15 protein-coding genes and 1 tRNA gene are annotated in these 20,366 nt (G+C 58.8%); 4 read left to right on the top strand and 12 right to left on the bottom strand.

Annotated features, from left to right (window positions below; all coding sequences use genetic code 11):
* Positions 1–61: 61 nt before the first annotated feature.
* The 5 genes from VMY05_05700 to VMY05_05680 all read right to left on the bottom strand — a co-directional run bounded on the left by VMY05_05700 (position 62) and on the right by VMY05_05680 (position 8,630).
* Positions 62–2,533: a T9SS type A sorting domain-containing protein gene (locus VMY05_05700; GenBank protein ID HUV30563.1), complete on the bottom strand. Its 2,472-nt coding sequence runs from the start codon at positions 2,531–2,533 to the stop codon at positions 62–64.
* Positions 2,534–3,447: 914 nt separating this feature from the next.
* Positions 3,448–4,725 carry a hypothetical protein gene (locus VMY05_05695; protein ID HUV30562.1) on the bottom strand — a complete coding sequence of 426 codons (1,278 nt, stop codon included), beginning with the start codon at positions 4,723–4,725 and terminating at the stop codon, positions 3,448–3,450.
* Positions 4,726–4,745: 20 nt separating this feature from the next.
* The gene (locus VMY05_05690; GenBank protein ID HUV30561.1) at positions 4,746–5,795 is read right to left on the bottom strand and encodes a hypothetical protein; all 1,050 of its coding nucleotides are present in this window, start codon (positions 5,793–5,795) and stop codon (positions 4,746–4,748) included.
* A gap of 169 nt (positions 5,796–5,964) precedes the next feature.
* The gene (locus VMY05_05685; protein ID HUV30560.1) at positions 5,965–7,299 is read right to left on the bottom strand and encodes a sigma-54 dependent transcriptional regulator; all 1,335 of its coding nucleotides are present in this window, start codon (positions 7,297–7,299) and stop codon (positions 5,965–5,967) included.
* 2 nt (positions 7,300–7,301) lie between these two features.
* Entirely contained in the window at positions 7,302–8,630 is a 1,329-nt protein-coding gene (locus VMY05_05680; GenBank protein ID HUV30559.1) for a HAMP domain-containing sensor histidine kinase, read from the bottom strand.
* A gap of 62 nt (positions 8,631–8,692) precedes the next feature.
* Between VMY05_05680 and VMY05_05675 the strand changes: the two genes are divergently transcribed.
* The 3 genes from VMY05_05675 to pruA all read left to right on the top strand — a co-directional run bounded on the left by VMY05_05675 (position 8,693) and on the right by pruA (position 11,548).
* Positions 8,693–9,178 (top strand): PaaI family thioesterase, encoded by a 486-nt coding sequence (locus VMY05_05675; protein ID HUV30558.1) that lies wholly within the window; start codon positions 8,693–8,695, stop codon positions 9,176–9,178.
* A gap of 374 nt (positions 9,179–9,552) precedes the next feature.
* Positions 9,553–9,625, top strand: a tRNA-Glu gene (locus VMY05_05670).
* 303 nt (positions 9,626–9,928) lie between these two features.
* Positions 9,929–11,548, top strand: coding sequence for an L-glutamate gamma-semialdehyde dehydrogenase (pruA, locus tag VMY05_05665; protein HUV30557.1), 1,620 nt, complete (start codon positions 9,929–9,931; stop codon positions 11,546–11,548).
* 157 nt (positions 11,549–11,705) lie between these two features.
* On the opposite strand, the gene VMY05_05660 is transcribed toward pruA, so the two are convergent.
* The 3 genes from VMY05_05660 to VMY05_05650 all read right to left on the bottom strand — a co-directional run bounded on the left by VMY05_05660 (position 11,706) and on the right by VMY05_05650 (position 14,970).
* Positions 11,706–12,026: a GYD domain-containing protein gene (locus tag VMY05_05660; protein ID HUV30556.1), complete on the bottom strand. Its 321-nt coding sequence runs from the start codon at positions 12,024–12,026 to the stop codon at positions 11,706–11,708.
* 224 nt (positions 12,027–12,250) lie between these two features.
* The gene (locus VMY05_05655) at positions 12,251–13,678 is read right to left on the bottom strand and encodes an aminotransferase class V-fold PLP-dependent enzyme (protein ID HUV30555.1); all 1,428 of its coding nucleotides are present in this window, start codon (positions 13,676–13,678) and stop codon (positions 12,251–12,253) included.
* A gap of 80 nt (positions 13,679–13,758) precedes the next feature.
* Positions 13,759–14,970 (bottom strand): glycosyltransferase family 4 protein, encoded by a 1,212-nt coding sequence (locus VMY05_05650; GenBank protein ID HUV30554.1) that lies wholly within the window; start codon positions 14,968–14,970, stop codon positions 13,759–13,761.
* Between the two features lie 201 nt (positions 14,971–15,171).
* On the opposite strand from VMY05_05650, the gene VMY05_05645 reads away from it, so the two are divergent.
* Positions 15,172–15,708, top strand: coding sequence for a multiheme c-type cytochrome (locus VMY05_05645; protein ID HUV30553.1), 537 nt, complete (start codon positions 15,172–15,174; stop codon positions 15,706–15,708).
* A gap of 76 nt (positions 15,709–15,784) precedes the next feature.
* Here the strand turns inward: VMY05_05645 and VMY05_05640 are convergent, their stop codons facing one another.
* From VMY05_05640 to VMY05_05625, 4 genes are all read right to left on the bottom strand, one after another.
* Positions 15,785–16,360 carry a 2'-5' RNA ligase family protein gene (locus VMY05_05640; GenBank protein HUV30552.1) on the bottom strand — a complete coding sequence of 192 codons (576 nt, stop codon included), beginning with the start codon at positions 16,358–16,360 and terminating at the stop codon, positions 15,785–15,787.
* Entirely contained in the window at positions 16,360–17,715 is a 1,356-nt protein-coding gene (locus tag VMY05_05635) for an OmpA family protein (protein HUV30551.1), read from the bottom strand. Before VMY05_05635 ends, VMY05_05640 begins: the two co-directional genes overlap by 1 nt.
* Before the next feature lie 157 nt (positions 17,716–17,872).
* Entirely contained in the window at positions 17,873–19,120 is a 1,248-nt protein-coding gene (locus VMY05_05630) for a SpoIID/LytB domain-containing protein (protein ID HUV30550.1), read from the bottom strand.
* Between the two features lie 34 nt (positions 19,121–19,154).
* Positions 19,155–20,366 (bottom strand): anhydro-N-acetylmuramic acid kinase, encoded by a 1,212-nt coding sequence (locus VMY05_05625; protein ID HUV30549.1) that lies wholly within the window; start codon positions 20,364–20,366, stop codon positions 19,155–19,157.

The raw sequence follows: 20,366 nt of genomic DNA, 5'->3' as shown, positions 1-20,366 counted from the left end.
CAAAAAAAGAGCCCCGCCGGAGCGGGGCTCTTATCTGTAGGGTAAAACTCAAGCTAACAATTTACTTGAGCAGTACCATCTTCTTGACGCTTGTAAATGCGTTGATTTCCAGCTTGTACAGGTACACGCCGGACGCATTGTTCGAAGCATCCCACTCAACGATGTAGTCACCAGGAGCGTCGGCCACACCGGAGATGACGTCCACAACCTGACCCTGAATGTTATAGATGGTCACGCTGTAAGAACCAGCCTCCGGAGTCGCGAGGTCGATCTTGGTAGTCGGGTTGAACGGGTTCGGGTAGTTCTGGCTCAGGCCGTAATGCGTCGGGACGTTGGTCGCCACGATCGGCAGAGCAGCAACGGTGGCCATTTCAATGGTAAGAATGTCACCGTCAATGCCGCCCAGGAACTCGCCCGTGAAGCCTTCAGTAACGACATTATCAACCCGCGGCGTCACGATGATGCGGGTATTCTGGCCGTCGAAACGATACGCCATCTCCATGTTGTCAGCCAACAGCTCAGGCGAGACGTTACCTGAAACAACAAGATACGCAGCGCCGATAACGACGTCACCCTGGGTGGTCACCACACCGGCATCATGGGTGTAGCGGACGTTCTCAGGAATGACTTCCTTCGGATACGGTTGAGCATCGCCGACAACGACACGGATCAGGTACACCAGGTCAGCTATTGACAGGGTGATACCGTCCTTGTTGACGTCGGTGGCGGCAATAGAGGCATCGACATGACCCAGGAAGGCACCGAGACCATCGACGAAGTAGTTGCTGAACATGACCGCGTCCGCGATCTCAAATGCCCAGCCATTGGCGTTCACGTCGCCAGGTGCATCAATGTCCTTACTGCAAATAATGTCAACACCGCCGTTCCAGAAGTCAGCCCAGCGAATCGGGTAGCCCTTATCGCTGACGTCGCAGGTGTAGTTGGCGCCCCAGATACCCGGGAGCTCGTAATCGAGAGAGTCGATCTGATACCAGGTGTCAATGCCGCCGCTGCCGATGTAGTCATAGACATCGCGCGAGATCAGCAGCGTGTCACCGGATACGGACGAGAGCGTATTGTCACCGCACTCAATCCAGAAGAACTTGATCGGCACGAACTGGCACTCCAGAAGCCGGTCGTTCGAGACCATGAAGTGCAAGATAACGAGCTGATCAGCGTCAGTAACCGACCCGTCGTTTACGAAGCATTCCGGATGAATAGCACCGTTGTTAGTCTCTGCTATAGCCACGACGCGTAACAAGCCGCTCGGGCACCCATCACCGCAGTTGCCGTCCGGGCCAAACCGGTAGGTGAAGTACTCCCATTCGCAGTCGAGCAGGAATTCGCCCTCTTCCGCGTACAGGAAGCTCAGCGCGGTCGCGTCGTACTGAATCAGGAAATTGAAGCCACCAATCGGATAGTTGTTGAAGTTCATAGGAAGCATCGTGACTTCAACCGTGGTCTCCTGACCCTGAGGCACGCCCATACCGTCGCCGTGCTGCTTCTCAATAGCGATGGCCATTGAGACCACCTCAACCTGGAAGCAGCAGGTGTCAGCGTTCTTCGGGCTGCAATCCACGCAGACGTTAGCGCTGTCCGTTACCTCAACACAGATGTTGAAGACACCGGTGTAGTTAGCGGTTGTCTCAGTCTGCCAAACGATCTCGCCGTTGCCGGGGTCGACCATAACCATCCCCGGGCCATCGAACGAAACCAGCTTGTAGATCAGAGGATACGGGCCGGGACCATGCGGGTCCTCGTCATCTGTAGCCGTCACCTGCGTCTGGAGAGCCTCGCCGAAGAAGATCATCTGATCATCCGGGCAGGTGATGATAGGTGCGAAGTTGTGGACGCAGATTGTGAAGGACGTAACATCCTCCGCTCCACACGCATCCACCACCTTGACCTGCACGACGTGCTCACACACGTCAGCGCCGGTCGTGAGCCACGTGATGACACCACTGGTCTCGCCGACGACCAAGTCATCCGGTCCGGACACCTTGTAGTACTTCAGCTCTTCACAGCTGTTGTCCCCGTCCGGATCGGTGGCCGTCGCCAGGCCGGAGTAGAAATCACCCCACTCCAACGTGACATCATCGATATCGGCAATCTCAGGAAGCTGATTGACGATTTCGATGGTAGCTGGCGTGACCGACACTGCGACTTGTAAATTAGTGGCCGCATCGACAAACTGGGTGGTGATTCCGCCTATCACGTAGGGGAACACCGTGTTGTCGATGGCGACATCGTCACCGCAATTGTCGTTGGTGGTGAATTTAATCTGGGCTACAGTATACGAACCCGCCGGAAGCGGCGCGTCAGTCGGCTGCAGCTTCATAGCGGCAAAGCGGATATAATCCGGGGATACTCCGTCGACCTGACTCAGATCGACGATACGATCCATCAGGTTGAGCAGATCAACATCCCATACAACATCGGTCACCGTTAAGAAACCGCCTTCCGGGCCTTCGACAATCTCGAATACAAATTCGATTGCGTCGACGCCGTCCGGCGACGTGACTTCAATATCCACGTTGGACGCCTGATTGTCACAACGTAAGATATTTGATTTCGACTCAATAGTGACCGTGTTGGCAAACGACACAGACGCCGCAAATGCCACTATAAAGGAGATGAGTAGCAAAGAATATAGGGTTCTTTTTTGCATCATTCAATGCTCCTTTAATCCAGTAAAGGTCACCAAAGTTTTAGGTAATTGCCAGGAAATCGCTTTCCCGAACTCTTACCTTCCCGTACCAATTCTCCCTCACAAAAGGGAGCATCGGCACTGGCCAATTCAGATCCGAAATCTCTGTCAAACCGGAACAGCTGCTCCAGAATGACATGCATGAGAAGTCGAATTCAAAATTGGATAGGAGATCTCTATGAAAGATCGTGGATCCACCCAGATAGAAAAACCCGGGTAAGACCTTCAAATCTTTTGAACGATCCTGAAAGAAGAGCTTGAATCAGAGTAACTTTAACTTTGTCTTAAAGTTACCAAAGGTGCGATGTACGCAAAACAGAAGCGCGTTTAACACAACTATTTTCCCTAGACAACTCGAGTATAACCCCAAGACCGTATTTTGTCAAGAGTTTTTTTGCCAAAAACCCCTGAATGTCCATATACTACACTCCGTAGAAATAATCCTGCCGGCCGGGCTCCCCGATACGCGGTTGTCCTGCCACTGATCTGCTCTCCTGTCAGCCCCGCCAACCCGTCTCTAATCACTGCGGGCGGTGGCCGGTGACACCTTATTCCAAGCCCGGCACAACCAGGGCGTCCTGCTCCCAATAGACAGCATGCTCCCGGGAGCATCAATTGCACCATGTGCTCAGCAGGCGACGGCTGGATGGCGGATCGGATCGAGAAATCAAAGATGGATACAGGGAACACACCGGCTGGCGGCGACACTGACAAACGCCGGGGAGCATAGGCAGACCGGCCTAAAAACCGATCGTAAGACCCGAAGACACAAGCAGAATCCGGCTGTTCTCGGTCGCATCTCCGTGCCATTCCCACTCTGCGGAAAGCAACAGGCTCAGGCGCAAGCCCCCGCTCAGCCGCCAGTCCGAGAGCAGATTCAGCCGCTCAAAATCGAAGTCCGTCTGCAGGTAGCTTTCGTGCTCCAGGTTCCGGCGGCCTAGAATCGACTCCAGCGAGCCGAAAAAGCGGTCTGAGTCGAAATAGGTAACCTCCACCGCTAAACCTGCCTGCAGATAACTGTCGTCGGGGAACAGCTCACTCTCGACTTCGGCCTGGTATTCGAGATCGCCGCCCGCGCCCATGGACAGCCCCCCGCGGTCACGGCCGGCCAGAAGAGTCAGCCGGGTCCGCGTATAGTCGTAGTTTATCAGGTCGTCGGCGCTAAAGAAACTGGCTTCAAAGGCGAGCCGCTGGTTGAAAAAATACGTCTCGCCTAGCCGCAGCTTGTGCCGCCCCTGAACTTCCGCCCGCCAGTAGTCATCCTCACCGCCGGGCTGGCGGTAATCCTTTCGCTCTAGACGTCCGAGCAGATCGATCTGACCACGGCCGTACAGCCCAAGGAAAGAACTCTCAAGGCCAAGGTCGACATAACCAAGCTCGGAAGTGTCCGGCACGCTCCTGGCCTGCACGAACAAATCAATGTCCAGCATGGAGAGGTCACCAAAGAGTATGCCGACACCGCTTCTGCCGCCGAGACGGTAATAGTCGTAGCTGAGCGCAGAGACGGAGTCGAAGGTGACGAAGTCGCCCCTTACTTCCCACCAGGCCGACCACGAGTTGTCAAGCGGCAGAGTCAGGCGCGCCCGTGCCTTGCCGTACAAGTAGTCATCGCCCGAACGTGCGGAGTCTTTGTGACACGACCGCCAGTCCAGTTCAGAATCAAGGTCGAGGCGCCAGCGACCGAGCTTCGAGCGAAGATCGGTATAGAGCTTTCCCCTGACAAACCGGGGAGTCATCTCAAACCGGGATCGCAACTCCAGCCGCCGATCCTCAAACGGCCGGTATCCGAGGGAGACATGAGCTTTGGCATCATCGAGGTAGGTTGTTTCAATGGCGGTGGTTGTCTCCAGCAGGTCACGGCCCGCCTGGTCAAGCGAATCCAGGAAGAAGTTCTGCGATATGAATTCGTATCCAAAACCGGCAGCCAGATCCAGGTTGCCGCCGAGGGCAAATCCCCAAGAGACAGTCAGCAGGAGAAAACCCGCGTAGCTGGTCCAGCAGCGAAACTTAACCGGCATACCTCGGCCCGAGCCGCCTGTCAGCGACTCTCCAGATGCTTTTGCGCCTGCCTGAGAGCAAGCTGGGCTGCCTGCAGCGGAGCCGAGGCCGCCTCAAGCCGGTCCTGGTCGAGCTGCTCCCGGGCTATTTTCAACTGCTCACGGGCCTGCTCGACCAGCTTCAGAGCAGGGTCATCGGTTGCTCCAGGACCCGAGGAAAGCAGCTCGCTCAGTTCATCCGCGTGTTTCTTCAGCCGTTCGTACCGTCGTATAAGCTGATCCGGTCCTTCGCACTCGCGCGACGCCTGAAGAACCATCTGACGGGCCTGGCGAAGCGACTGCAGGGCAGCCAGATAGCGGTCCTGTCGGCCCAGCTCCTCAGCCACTCTTACGGTGTTTTCAGCCCTTTCCATAAGGCGAGGGGCAACCTCGGATTCACAATTTTCTGTCGTAATCTCAGCCTGCTCCAGCAGGCGTTCCATGTTCTCCAGGCGTTGTCGGAACTGCTGGCGGTTGCGCAGTTCGGCGTTGCGGCGGCTGAGAAGCTTCTCGGCGGCTTTTTCCACCTGATCGGCAAGCTTGACCGCAGGACGATGCTGTCCCGTCCGGTAGAACTCCCAGGCCCGGTCAAGGTTGGTGAGAGCATTCTCGTAGATGGCATTCAGCGGCTCGTCCTTCAATTCGGACAGGTGATCCCTGACTCGATCGAGCATATCGGCGGCACGTTCCAGACGGCGCTGGAGCACGCCCTCATACTGCTGAGCCTGGCGACCCACGGTCAGCGCGCTCATGGCCCTCTCCCGAGCCTGGCGGGTCAGGAACATGGCCGTCTGGTAAGAGCCGGCCGCGAAGCTCTCCCACGCGCTTTCCTGAAGTCTGATAGCCTGAACGAGCGTCTGCTCGGCAATCGGGTTGTTTGACGACCGTACCGCGTTCCTGGCTCGCTGGAGAACGTCGTCGGTTTCTCTCAGTTGCTGTTCGACTTTGTCCACGATGCCCGGATCGCCGTGCCCGCCCTGAGCGCGCAGGGGACCGGAAAGCAGACACAGGAGCACGAGGGTCGTGGTTGCAGTGATGTATCTTATCTTCATAGTTTGCACCTCCATCCGACCGCTAAAGAATCAACTCCCGTGCCGGGTCAGGGTTTGCCAGTAACTCACTACTGAGTGGCCACTTGCGATGACGGCACGAGATCGTTGACCCTCCTCGTGTACCATATAGTACAAATGTCTGTCCCAACGGGCACATAATCACAGTCATTTACGGACTGATACCGTGCACCTTCATCCGGCTGTAGAGCCGGCGCCGCGATATCCTGAGCAGACGCGCCGCCTCGGTCTTGTTGCCACCAGCCTGCTCAAGTGCCTTCAGGATCATCACCTTCTCCGCCTTCTCCAGGCCCACGTGCTCCCGCGTGCTCCCGGATTCAGTCTGCACGATCGGGGTGTCCTGCGGCGCAATAGCGAGATCCTCAGCGGCCAGCGGCTCGCCGCCGGACAGGATGGCCGCCCGCTCCAGAACGTTGCGCAATTCACGGACGTTGCCCGGCCAGTCATAGCCGAGCAGAGTCTCCTTTACGACCGGGTCAAGCTCCGGGTAAGGAAAATTCTGCTGTCGGAGGAAGAATTTGGCCAGTTCGAGAACGTCGCCGCCACGTTCGCTAAGGGTGGGCAGTGCGATCGGGAAGACGTTGAGCCGGAAATACAGGTCCTCCCGGAAACGCCCGGTCGTGATTTCCTGCCTGAGATCCCGGTTGGTGGCTGTCACCAGCCGGGCATCGACGTGAAAGCTGTCCACGCCGCCGACCCGAACGATTTTCTTCTCCTCGAGAACCCGGAGCATCTTTGCCTGCATGGCAGGGGACATTTCACCGATCTCATCAAGAAACAGGGTGCCTCCTTCGGCCAGCTCAAAGCGCCCCCGCTTGCGGCCGACGGCGCCGGTAAAGGCTCCTTTTTCATGCCCGAAAAGCTCGGACTCCAGCAGGGTCTCCGGGATAGCGGCGCAGTTGACCGCGATGAAGGCCTTGTCGCGCCGAGGCGACAGGTCATGGATCATTCTTGCGGCCAGTTCCTTGCCCGTTCCCGACTCACCGGCCAGCAGTACGGTGGTATCGGTCGGCGCCACCTGTCGCACCATTCGCCGGACCCGCTCGGCGGCCGGCGATGATCCGACGAACTCGGAGGCGCATTGCTGCTTCAGTTGCTGCGCATAGTGCCCGGCCAGCGAACTGAGTTTCTGTTTCTCGACCAGCTTGGAGACTAAAATGGTCAGCTCCTCCAGGGAGAAGGGCTTGAGCAGGTAGTCGGCGGCGCCCTTTTTCATGGCCGAAACGGCCGTATCGACCGTCCCGTAAGCGGTCATCATGATAACGTCGACACCCTCTTTTTCGAGCGCCTTGTCAAGAATCTCCATGCCTGAGATCTCCGGCATGGCCAGATCGGTAATGACAATATCAAAGGCGTGCTCGTCAATCAGGCGCAACGCCTCGTCAGGGGAGATCGTGGTCGTTACGTCGTGGCCTTCGTCCTCCAACGCCCCGCACACCAGCGAAGTCATCTTGGGTTCGTCATCGACAACAAGTATTCTGGCCATAGTCAGGTTTTCGGCTTTCTCGGCAGACGGATTACGATTCGCGTTTCTTCGCCGACGACGGAGCGAATCTCGATATCGCCACCCATCTCGGCGATTATTTTCCGGCTCAGGTACAGGCCGAGGCCCGAGCCTTTCTGCTTGGTGGTGAAAAACGGCGTAAAGGCTTTTCTGGCCTCTTTGCGGGACATCCCGGCTCCGTGATCGATCACAGCCAGTTCCACCAGCGCCGCCCGGTCTTTCATTTCGATGCCCACCGCGATGGGCTTGCCTGCCTGCTGGCAGGCTTCGGCTCCGTTGAAAAGCAGGTTAAGCAGAACCTGCCGCAAAGCCCGCGGGTGCCCAACCATAGATGTCGATCCGCCCGGCTCGGGGCTGAGCCAGCTTACCTGTTCGGCCCGGTACCGCTCCATGAAATGCTTCTTCGTGTCCGCGAGGAGCCGTATCGGGTCGAAGTCTTCCGGGGGGTCGGCAGAAAGGAGTGAACGGTCGGCTCTGGCAAACTCCAGGTAGCCGGATACGATCCGGTTAAGACGGTCAACCTCCTCGACTACGTAGCGGGCCTCGGGAGCGTCGCCAGTCTTGACGAGGCGTTCGGCCGAACCACGGATAATCATCAGGGGATTCTTAAGTTCGTGGGCCACGACCGCGACCATCCTGCCGAGATAGGCATGCGTCTGCCCCAGAAAAAGCTGCTGCTCCGCCCGGCCGACTCGGCGCTGCAAGAGGAGAAAAACGGCTCCGAGAATCAACCCCCCGAGGACGGAGAAAAGAGAGGCGTACCACAGGTTTCGCCGAAGTTCGGCCAGAACGTCGAAATAGTCAACGTTAGCCTCGACTCCCAGAACGGCCATGACATACCCCTCCGGGCCGTAAAGGGGCGCAAAAGCGGATTTCAGAAAAAGCCGCCCGGTCCGGTAGGTAGGCGTGACTACGGGTCTGGAAGAACGGCCGAAGAAGAGGGAATCGATGTACCGTCCGTTCAGCGCCGCAAGGAAATAGGTCGTGTCAGGTTCAATGGCCGTCGTGGCAAGATAGCGGTAGTCCTCGTCCAGGATGAACAATTCAGCCAGAGAATCGGCGACCTGCAAATCGGCCAGTAACGACGTCACGTGGGCGTAGGCCTCGATGTCACCGGTTAGAAGACCATCGATCTTCAGCGGCCCAATCATCACGGAAGCAGAGGCCGCCACGGCACTCAGCCTGCGGCTGAGCTGGTCGTCCAGCAGTTGCGCCGTCTTCTGATAGTAGAACCACCACGCGAGGTTAACCAGGATGATAAAGAAGACCGCAAACATGGCGATCAAAACGAGCTTTTTCGTGCCGGACAACATTGTAGTATTATGGTGACAGGTTAAAAGCAAATCAACCTCAACAATTGCAGGGAGGCGGACCCGTGGCAGCACTCTCGCCGAAACGAACGGAGTACAGAAAGGCGGTCCAGGAGCTTCACAAGGTGACACCCCTGGCCGGCCATTTGGGAGTTGTGCTCGACCAGGTCGGGCCGGGGCAGGTGACTGTCCACATGGACGTGAGGGCGGAATACGGCCAGCAGCACGGCTACGTTCACGCCGGCATCATGGCAACACTGGCCGATATCGCCTGCGGCCTGGCGGCCTATTCGCTGATGGCGGAGGGCGAGACCGTGCTCTCGGTAAACATGAACCTGTCGCTGCTGCGGCCCGCCAAAGGGGGATGCATCACGGCCGACGCGCGAGTCGTCAGCGCCGGCAGGCGCCTGTACTTCACGGAAGCCGTGTTGTTCGACGAAAACAGGTCAGCGGAAGAACCGCTTGCCCGGGCAGCCATTGTGATGACGTCGGCACCCCGGCAGGGGTCTGATCGTGATGAGGATTCCGGTCGGCGCGGCAGGTCGGTCTGATGGCTCTTCTCCGACCGGGGCGCATCCTTGCGTCACCCTGGAAAGACAGGTTACCATCTGCAGGTATAGCCCGGTCGGAACAAAATACGTTATAGGAATTGTTTTCGAGACTGCGCCGTATTTTAGCCGAATTCCCAGGTGTATGTCAAGCGCAAATCCCTGAATTTGCTAACCGGCTGCCTGCAAGGATATTGCAGGTAGGACTTAAAGTGGCCGAAAGCACGGCGACACGTCCCGAAACCCGCTCCCGGCAGGGAGCCGTTCGCGCGTGAGGGGGAAAGCACGGCTTTGGGCACGAACGAAGCAGGAACGGTACGTGCTTGACAGGTCGCGGAAAAAGCGTATACTACCCTGCGCACGGAAACACCAGTAATGACCCCTTCGTCTAGTGGTCTAGGACTTCGCCCTTTCACGGCGGCAACACGGGTTCGAGTCCCGTAGGGGTCATTTTTGTCGGGCCGCGGCAAAGGTCGCAAGTACTTCGAGATTGGCAATCCCCGCAGGAATCCCGGACCGTGAATGCATGCTCGACAGGAGGCACCGCGTCTGCCTGATAGTCGATACGTCAGGGATGTTTTTCGCGCCACGCGCCTCTTGCCCCGGGTATTCTTTCTATTTATCATAGTGAACTTGTTCGTTCCGGTCGGACCTCTTCGGCCGGGCGGAAGATGATTCGATTCTTATCCGGCCGCGTGCCGTGCTCCCTCGAACGGGCTTCCATCGGCACACCGGCCTTGCGCGGAGGTGATTATGGGCATTTATGCTACGCCGGTTCCCGGGAACGAGCCGGTAAGAAACTACGCACCCGGCTCGGTTGACCGTACCGGAATCGAGCAGGCCATCGAACGGCTCAAAGCCGACCCGCTGGACATTCCGCTGATCATTAACGGGAAAGAGGTTCGCACCGACCGAAAGGTGGAGATACGAGCGCCACATAATCTTGATCTCGTGCTCGGTCATTACTACCAGGCGGGCGAAGCCGAGATTCAGACGGCTATTGACACGGCCCTGGAGGCGCAGAAAACCTGGGCCCTGATGCCGTGGGAACACCGGGCATCCATTTTCCTGAAGGCGGCCGACCTGCTGGCCGGACCGTATCGCTATCTATTGAACGCCGCCACCATGCTGGCCCATTCCAAGAATGTCTTTCAGGCCGAGATTGACGCCGTCTGCGAGCTGGTCGACTTCTGGCGCTTCAACGTGCACTACATGGAACAGATATACCGGATTCAGCCGGGCAGCGCGGCGGGGATATGGAACCGCCTGGATCATCGTCCGCTGGAAGGGTTCGTCTTTGCCGTGACACCGTTCAACTTCGTTTCCATCAACGGCAACCTGCCCACGGCCCCGGCCATGATCGGCAACGTGTCGGTCTGGAAACCGGCCTCCACGGCCGCGTACACTTCGCACTTCCTGATGCAAATCCTCCGGGAGGCGGGCCTTCCCGACGGCGTGATCAACATAGTCTTCGCCCGTGGCGCCGATATCGGCGACCTCGTTCTGAAAAACGAGCACCTGGCGGGGATTCACTTCACCGGCTCGACGGCCACTTTCCAGCACATGTGGAAGACCGTCGGCACGAACATCGCCGGCTACCGCTGTTACCCGCGCATCGTCGGCGAGACCGGCGGGAAGGACTTCATATTTGCGCATGCCTCGGCCGACGTCGAGGCGGTGGCGACGGCCGTCACCCGGGGTGCGTTCGAATACCAGGGACAGAAGTGCTCGGCCGCCTCGCGTTGTTACATACCGAAATCGATCTGGCCCGAGGTCAGCCGGCTGCTGGTCAAGCAGGTGGGCGAGCTGAAAATGGGCGACCCGGAGGATTTCGGGAATTTCGTGAACGCCTGCATTGACGAAAACGCGTTCAAGTCGATAACGGCATACATCGATTACGCCAGAGAATCCAAAGACGCGGAGTTCCTGTGCGGGGGCGATTATGACGGTTCGAAAGGATATTTCATCTCGCCGACCGTAATCGTGACGAAAGACCCGAGCTTCAAGCTCATGAAGGAAGAGATCTTCGGGCCGGTCGTGACGATTTACGTTTACGATGACGCGGCGTACGCCAACACCCTGCACCTGTGCGACCAGACCTCTCCGTACGCCCTGACCGGGGCGATTTTCGGCACCGACCGAAAGGCGATTGCGCTGGGGGAACGAACACTCCGGAACGCGGCGGGCAATTTCTACATCAACGACAAGCCCACGGGGGCGGTCGTCGGACAACAGCCGTTCGGGGGCGGCCGCGCCTCCGGCACGAACGACAAGGCCGGCGGGATCCAGAACATGCTTCGATGGACCTCACCGCGCACAATCAAAGAGAACTTCGTTCCGCCCAAAGATTACCGGTACCCGTTCATGGGATAGGGTGGCGGTTTTCGGCAGCGCGCCGACTTAATCGGGAACCGGGTGATAATAAGAAGCCGGAGACTTTCGGGTCTCCGGCTTTTTACCTGGCCGTCGCATCCCCGTCCCGGCCGCGGGCCGGGAGGGCACACCGATGGCGTGTCAAACCATGCCGGCGCTATTCGTCGCACGCCTCGCCGAGTTTGTCCAGTTGCTTATTGGGAATAGCTACCCAGCTTTCCACCTGGTGGGCGCCGTGCGCCCGGCTGATGATGGAGACCATGGCCGCCACCTCCTCATCGGGTGCCTCATAGATGTCCATGTAGTCCCACGGTCCCAGCAGAAGGTAGTGAGCAAGGAACTTCACCTGCGGGCACTTCTCCTTGACCTTGTCCACCCAGGTGGTTCCCAGCCGTTCCCGGTGCTGCAGGCGCGAGGCAACCTCGACAAGCGCAGCGTCCTGCGAAGCCACTTTCGTCATCATGACGAACGTCTTCATGAGAAATCTCCTTGAATCATATAGTCATACTCGCAAATCTTTTGCGGACACAACTGGTTCGTCGAATCACTATCTACAATGACATCATTGAGAGACCGAGAAGAGTCGCACACCACACTCAATATAGCGGGTTTTCCCGACTTGCAACACTGATTTCTGCACGTGAACGGCAGACCGGCGGCGGGCCGCACGACCCGGCGCCGGGGCAGGGCCGCACTCCGGGGTCAGAGACGGTAGTATTCGTCGTAGTGATACTTGAAGTTTTTCGGCGCGTACTCACCCTTTTCCCTGTCAAGCACGTAGTCGCCGGAATAGTCCCCCGCGGCCATCTTTTTGACCATTGACACGAGGCGGTCAACCTCATCCCTGGTGTTGTAGATTCCGAACGAGGCGCGTACGGCTCCCGGCAGATGCGACCGGTCGCGGGCCAGGATTTCCGCCTCGTACACCTCTGACTGCTCCGGCGTAACGTGCAGCAGCTCCTTTACGTACATGTGAGCGCAGAAACAGCCAGCCCTGACCCCGATGCCGCCCTCGTAGCTGAGGATCGCCGCCGCAAGGGCATGGCTGATATTCTCGAGGTTGAACGAAAAGACGCCGAGCCTCCGCGAGGCGTTCGCCGGGTCGGTGTCACCGTATATGGTCACCTGCGGGATCTTCTTCAGCTCGGTGAGAGCGTGGGCTATCAACGCTGACTCGTGGCCTATGATCCCGTCCCAGCCAAGCGCCTGAAACAGCCGGATGACCTTGCCGAGGGCGACGACACCGATGATGTCCGGGGTGCCGGCTTCCTCTTTCTCCGGAAGATCAGCCCAGTAGGCGTTCTCGAGCGTTACAATGTCCACGACGCCGCCCCCGACCTCGAACGGGTCGCCTTCTTCAAACGTTTTCCTGTCACCTACGAGCACGCCCACGCCGAAGGGGGCGTACATCTTGTGGGCCGAGAAGACGAGGTAATCGATGCGGTGTTCGGGGTCGTCCGGTTTTACGTCAACCGGCCGGTGCGGCATCAACTGGGCTCCGTCGACGATGATCTTCGCCCCGGCGCGGTGGGCCTCCCGGGCAAAGAAGTCCACGTCGTTGATGTACCCGGAGACGTTTGACGCGCCGGTGATGGCCACCACTTTCACCGCCGATCCAAACCGCTTCTGCAGCGACAGGAAGTGGTCCTTGTCAATCGTGCCGTCTTCATTCAAACCGACGTGCTCCACTCGTGCCACCCGCCGCCAGGGCAGTTCGTTGGAATGGTGCTCCATCAGCGTTGTCAGAACGACGTCGTCCCTGCTCAGGTTCAGCCGTTGCGCCAGTTTGTTGATGGCTTCGGTGGAGTTCTTGGTGAAAAGGACAACCTGCGTTTCGAGGTCGGCGCCGACGAAGTCCGCCACGATGCTGCGATAGGCGTCATAAGCCCAGCTCGACAACTGCGACTTGAACCCGGTGCCGCGATGCACGTTCGAATACCATTTCAGGAACGACACCACGGCCTCGGCAATGGGCCGAAAGGTCGGAGTCGACGCAGCGTTGTCGAAGTTTATGTATCGTTTCGGCCCGTGCATGGTGGGAACGACGGTGTCGGCACCGAGCAGAAGGTCGGGCAGATCTGCAATCGTCACATTCAGTTCGCTGATGGCTTGCTTGACGCGTGAACACATACGTAAAACTCCGATCCGGTTGGCAAGGTCCGGCTAAATATATGCGGAATTCGTAGAGAAAGCAAAATGAAGCGTCGCGGTCAGTCTTGCTCGAGGTGTTTCAGATACTGCTTGGCCCAGCGCTCGCGGTAGTGGAAACGAAGGGCGTGCTCCTGATATCTTTGCCCGAGTCCGTTGCCGTCAATGTGCCCTGACTTGAGCTTGAGGATAAGGTCACACAGCCCCTCGACGTCGTCAGTTCTGAAGGACAGGGCCTTACCGGCCGCCCGCAGCTCCCGGACGGCTTCACAATCGGTGGCTCCGAACAGGATGGGGCGCCCTGAGGCCATGTACTCGAACAGCTTGCAGGGAAATGTGCCCTTGGTTACGGGGGCTTCCTTGAGGATCTCGATCAGTACGTCGCTGGCCTTGAGGAAATAGGGGATGCTTTCCAGCGGTTGCGCACCGATAAACTGGACGTTCTTCAGGCCGTAATCACGGACCATACCTTCAAGGCCGCCACGCTTGCCGCCGTCACCCACGAACACAAACTGAAGGTCGGGATGATCCGTCAACTGGCGGGCCGCCTCGATAAGGGTCTCCAGTGAGTGCGCCCAGCCAAGGGTCCCGGCATACAGGATCAGGAACTTGTCCTCCCAGCCGTACTTGAGTCGGATGCCGTTATGGTCGGCCGTAACGAACTCGCTGCTGAATCCGGACTTGATAGTTGCTATCCTGGAAGCCGGAACACCGAGTACCTGCAGGTAGTCACTGATACCGTCGGTCACCGCCACGAGCTTCTCGGCGCGGCGGTACAGCCCGTGCATGAGCTTCCTTAACATCCGCGTGAAGAGCGAACGGTCAAGGTTTCCGAATTCTTCGCTCGACTCCGGCTGAAGGTCCCGGATTTCGATTACGAACCGGCAGCGCCACAATTTGCTCAGCACCCAGCCGATGACGGGCGTGTTCACCGGCGGCGTGGAGGCCAGAATGAGATCACAGCGGCCCCGAATCCGGAAAGAGTTGATCAGCGCCGTGAACAGAAAGATGACAAAGCCGATCATGCGCCTGCCCGGGTAACGGTTCGAGGCCGGCAGGACCCAGCTGCGGTACACCTTTACCCCGTCCATCTCCTCGGTACAGAAGAACTTGCCCCGGTATTTCGGAGGGACAACGCCGTCGGGGTAGTTCGGCACTGCCGTCAGAACCGAAACGTTATGTCCGTTTTGAACGAAAAAGCGCGAGAATTCAAAAAGCCGCCTGACGGCCCCACGCTCAGGCGGAAAGTGCTGCGATACAACGAGTATATTCATACCTTCCCTGCGGGAATTCTACCCCTTTTTCAATGGCTTGGCAAGCCTTTATTTGGTCCGGGGCGGCTTTTTTCTGCGTACTGCGGCAAACGACTTGACACCAAATCCTATACCTGATATTTTCAGTCTGCAAAGAGGACAGGGACATTCGCACCGGTTCATTGTATAACGAGTAGCAAAGGTACGTGGAGGTAGTTGCGTATGAAGAAACTAGCGATTATTGCTGTACTCTTCGTGGGCCTGCTGGCAGTCTGGACGGTCATGGCCATGGCCGAGGAAACCAAGGGTGCCAAGGAAGCCGAAAAGGTCGCCCACGAATATGTCGGAGCAGCCAAGTGCAAGGTCTGCCATAAGCCCCAGTACACGGCGTGGGCCGAAACCGGCCACGCCAAGGCCTTCGAGGGTCTCTCCGCGGAAGAAAAGAAGAAGGCGGAGTGCACCGGGTGTCACGTTACCGGCACGACCGCCGATACAACCTTGCTGGAAGGGGTGCAATGCGAGGCATGCCACGGTCCTGGCAGCGACTACAAATCCCCGACGATCAAAAGCAAGAAAAAGTGGGCCGAGGATCGGGAAGCGCAGAAGAAGCTGGCGATCGAGGCGGGACTGATCTACCCCAAGGAAGAGAACTGCACGCGGTGCCACAAGAAAGAGGGTAACCCGAATTTCAAGCCGTTCGACTTCGCCAAGTCAAAGCCGCTCGTCCATCCCGTGGCGGCTGAAAAGCCCATGGAATAGTCACTCCCGGCATAGTAAAATCAGGAAAAGCGGCCGCACGGCCGCTTTTTTTTTGCTCGGCCCCGGGCAGAAAGGCTCAGCCGGCAGCCAACGGGAAAGTACGAACGGAGACCCAGTTGTGGTCAGCCACCGGAGACACGAGATCCACCGCGCGGACACGGAATTTCTCGTCGGGCAGATAGCTGACAATCTTCTCCTTGACCAGCATCACCCGGTGATGCGATATCTCACGCGCGACCGTCACGTGCGGGCTGTACTGTTTGTGCGGCAGCGGGAGATCGAGGCGTGCGTACAGCCTCCGGTGTGCGGTCGTCAGCGTCACGTTATCCTTCACCCTCCAGCAAATCACCGGGAAGGAAGGATAGAAATCTCCGATTGAACTCAGTTCGATCTCCAGGGACCTGATGCGGTCAATCTCGTCTCGCACGATCAAGGAGACGTCATCCAGGGATTTGGTGCTCTCAAAAGGAAAGACAATGGTGACATGAGAACTGATCACGCCGTAGTCCGGGTCAAACCTTTCGCGCAGAGGAGCTACAATGGAGTCCAGTTCGGGCGGCAGGAATATGACCACGGCATAACGACTGGACCGCCGCCCGGAGAAGTCCTGGCAGCTGAAACTGTGACTGGTGTCCGCAAGTCGCCTGTACATCACCGGTAGAACTTTATCTCGATACGTCGATTCTTGGCACGTCCCTCGGCCGTTTGATTGGAGGCGACAAAATCGGTCTCACCGCACCCGAATACCTTGATGCGGTCGGGTGCCACGCCGAGCGTGACGAGGAAATCCCGAACCCGTCGGGCACGCTTCTCGGAGAGTCGTTTATTGGCGACCGAGGTCCCGATGTTGTCGGTGTAACCGTTGACTTCCAGTTTGATGTCCGGGACGAAGTTCAGCAGGCCGGCCAGCCTCGTAACCCGCTTCTTGTTGTTGGGATCGATCTCAAACGAGCCCGGAGGATAATCGATATTGAGCACCATGGGTGCCGCAAACATCGACAGGTCAATGCAGCCGTTCCGATCCACCGCCAGGCCCGGGAGCGTGAGCGGGCAGTCGTCCAGGCCGTCAGGCACCCCGTCGGAGTCAGCATCCGTCGGACACCCGGTCGAGTCGATCCGCCCGCCGATGGGGCCGTCGGGACAGGCGTCCCGAAAATCAGGGATTCCGTCGAAATCAGAGTCAACGGGGCAGCCGTAAATATCCACCGCACCCTGCCCGCCGACGTCGGTGCCGGGACAGTCATCGAGCCCGTCAGGCACGCCGTCGTGATCAGTGTCAATCGGGCACCCGGCTCGGTCAACCGTCACGCCCCGAGGGCTGTTCAGGCACCGATCAATCTGGTCAGGCACGCCGTCACCGTCACTGTCAGGTGACCCGAACGTCCGGGGCGCAGGGCTAACTTCGAGAGGCTGGTTCCAGGCCTGCTCGGAAGGCCAGTTGGGCCCGGACGTGGTGGCTCCAAAATGAACCTCCAGAGTGGCGGAGGCTCCAAGAAGCCAGCGGTCGCGGGACGAGGACATGGCGTCCTCGAACTCGGCGCCTGCCCCGGTGAGGAAATCTGCTGAGCCGCGAAAGTGCAGGGACCAGCGCGATGACGGAGCCACCATGATGCCCGCTGAGGTCTGAGCTATCAGTTCGCTGGCGGCAAAGTCGGTCGACTGCTTCCTGATCCCCAGGACCTCGTAGGTGGTGTTGGTGTTCGGGTTAACCGCCCGCCAGACAAGAAGGCCGCCGCCCAGCCCCGCCGTCACGTTGAGCCAGCGCCCACCGGGAAAAAGGAGGCGATCGACGGCGGCGGTAAGCCGGGTGGCTTCGAAGTCGAGCGGCGAGTTGTTGCTCAGACCGGCGATGGACGACAAGGAATCCGCCTGGGTATCATTCGAAAAGGAAAAGGCCGCGTACTCCAGGTTGAGCCGCCACCGGTCGCTGAGGCGGTGGCCAAGCCGGGCAGTAAACGTGCCGGCGTGGTCAAAACTGAAAAAGTCGCCGCCCGTCAGCATGGCCATGCCGGCTCCGCCACCTGCCGAGTATGAGAAATCCCCCGCCGAGGCAGAAGCGCACGCGAGGACCGCGACCAGTATTACGCCCGATAATCTGCTTTGCTCTAAGCGCATTCTTCCGGCACCCGTGCACCCGGCGACACGACTGTGTACACGGGTTGCATCAGTAGAGCCTCTTTATCTCGACACCGCTATAGTAATGCGCGAGAATCGCTGCGAAATCCCATCCCGCGCGGGCCCGCCCAATGGCCCCACACTGGCACATGCCGACCCCGTGGCCGTAACCCCGGCCCGTGAACGTCACCGATCTGATGTTTCCCTGTGCGTCACGCTCAATGACGGACTCGAAACGATCGGACGGCAGGATCAACTCCGGGTTGGAGGTTCGGCCTATCACCCACCGAATCCGATCTTTGTAGAAATTAAACGTCTCCCGTTCCGTGGTGACAGCGAGCTTGGCAATCCGGCCGCCTGCCGTTCGCTGCATAACCTTTACGTCGGTAATCGGTCCGATCCTGAGGTCGCGCCCGCGGTCACTGGACAGGTACTGCTCCACGCGCCCGCGAAGTTGCTCCTCCGTGAACACTTCCCGCCAGGTATAGTATTTTGACCAGGCGCAGGCGGTACCGTCATCGACTGATTTCAGGTAGGGGACCTCGCGGCGCTCCCAGACGTCCGCGACGTCATCGGTGCTGCCGCCGCACGTGGAGTGGTAATAGGCGTTGATGAACCCGTCCTGGTACATTATCACCCGACCGGTGGTCTCCTCGATGGCCCGGTTGACCAGCCCGTCTTCAACGGTCGCACCCTCATAAAGCTGATCGATGATACTCGATTTGACGTCGAACGGTTCACCGGTATACTGCTTGAGATGAGCCATTGCGTACGTCCTCGCGGCCACGGCCTGGGCCTTGACGGCTTCCAGTTCTTCCTCCGCGCGCGGGCCTATCTCCGGCGGGACGACTCCCTGCAGGTAGTCCTCGAGATAGACGATGTTCACCAGGCGCATGGTCTGGCCGTGCGGGAGGATTTTCAGAATGCCACGATAGCGCCTGCCGTTGAGCTTGACACGATTGCCCGCCCCGCGCGGAATGATGTTGATCTCGTCAAGCGATGACTCGATGACATTGTCCTTTCGATCCCGCACCGTCAACCACCGCACCCGGTTCTCAATCCTCACCGGCTGGCTCGAGTAGTAGACCGTCTGGGTTCCCTGTCGCAGGCACTCGACGGCAAAGGCGGCATCCGCCGTAACCGCAACCTGATCAGTACCTTCCTGAAGCAGAACGCGTATAAACGGCACCCGGATGTACGTGCTGGTCGATTCCTCGCGCAACCCCGGGATTGAAGCACAGCTCCAGATAACCACCAAAAGGAGTATCCCCGTGCCGATGCGCAGTAACAGCTTCATAATCGATATCACAGATAGGCGTCCTGTCCCGATGTCAGCCATGGTTCACGTTTTTTTGCGGCGGCTGCACAATCTTCCCGAGAATCGGCCGGAGCGGCCGGCGTCGGCGTCCGTCAAATCGCGTCGGCATCGGATCAGAGCGCAGCGTTGCGTATCCCAATACGGCAAAGCAGGCTGCCTCCGCAAGATCCGGATCGAGACCCAGGTCCCGGACCGTGCTCACGCCAACGCCCGGCAGGACGGCTTGCAGGCGCTGCATAAAGAACTTGTTACGTGACCCCCCGCCAGTCAAATATAATTTTCTCACGCCCGCATCTCGCCGGATAATGGGACGCACACGCTTGACGATCGAGGCCACTGTCAGTTCAGCCACGGTCGCCATCAGGTCGGACTTGTCCAGGCCAAGCCGCTCGGCCAGCCGAAGTATGCGCGCAACGAGTTTCGGGCCGAAGTCCTCCCGGCCGACGGAAGGCCGCAACTCCCGGAAGGGACGCTGCCGGCGCAGGCGTGCGAGCAGCGTATCGGAAACCGTCCCCGAGCAGGCGCGCCGCCCGGAGCGATCATACTTCTCACCGAACAGGCGCCGACTGAGCAGATCGCACAGGACGTTACCCGGCCCGCAGTCGGCCGCCCGCACGTTCGTGTGGTTCCGCCCGGTCGGGAAATAGAAGTAGTTGGCCATACCGCCGATGTTGACAATCAGGCGCGGTTCGCTGCGGTGCGCACACAGCCGGCGCATAGCCTCGACGGTTATCGGGGCACCCTCGCCTCCCAGGGCTACGTCGGCCTGCCGAAAATCGGCGATCACCGGTTTGCCGGTAAGAGCGCTGATTTGCTCCGGCGACCCCAGTTGAAGGGTTCCGTGGACGGAGTACTTCCCGATTTTCGTTTTGCCCGGAAGATGGCTGACAGTCTGCCCGTGTGAGGCGATTGCGTCCACGACCACGCCCCTGGCGGCCAGCGACCTGACGAAGGAGGCGGCGGTCCGGCCGAAGAACATGCCCAGCATGTTGTCCAGATGAATCAGTTGCCGGAAAGTAACGTCAGCGGCGTCGGCCGTCCGCAGGATCGCTCGTCGCAGGTCAGGATCGAAGGTCCGGGTGCGCCCGCCGAGCAGTTCGATGGCGGTGCCGCGCCTGGACTGCGCAAAGCGAAGGGCGGCCATATCCAGGCCGTCGGCGGAAGTGCCTGAATTCAGGCCGATTATGACCAGCGTTTTTTTCGCCAGGGTTTTTTGCAGAGACAT

Source organism: Acidobacteriota bacterium, assembly GCA_035529075.1.
Taxonomy (GTDB): Bacteria; Zixibacteria; MSB-5A5; order GN15; family FEB-12; genus DATKXK01.
Note: the sequence above shows the minus strand (reverse complement) of the source record. Positions and strands in the feature narration are given on the sequence as shown.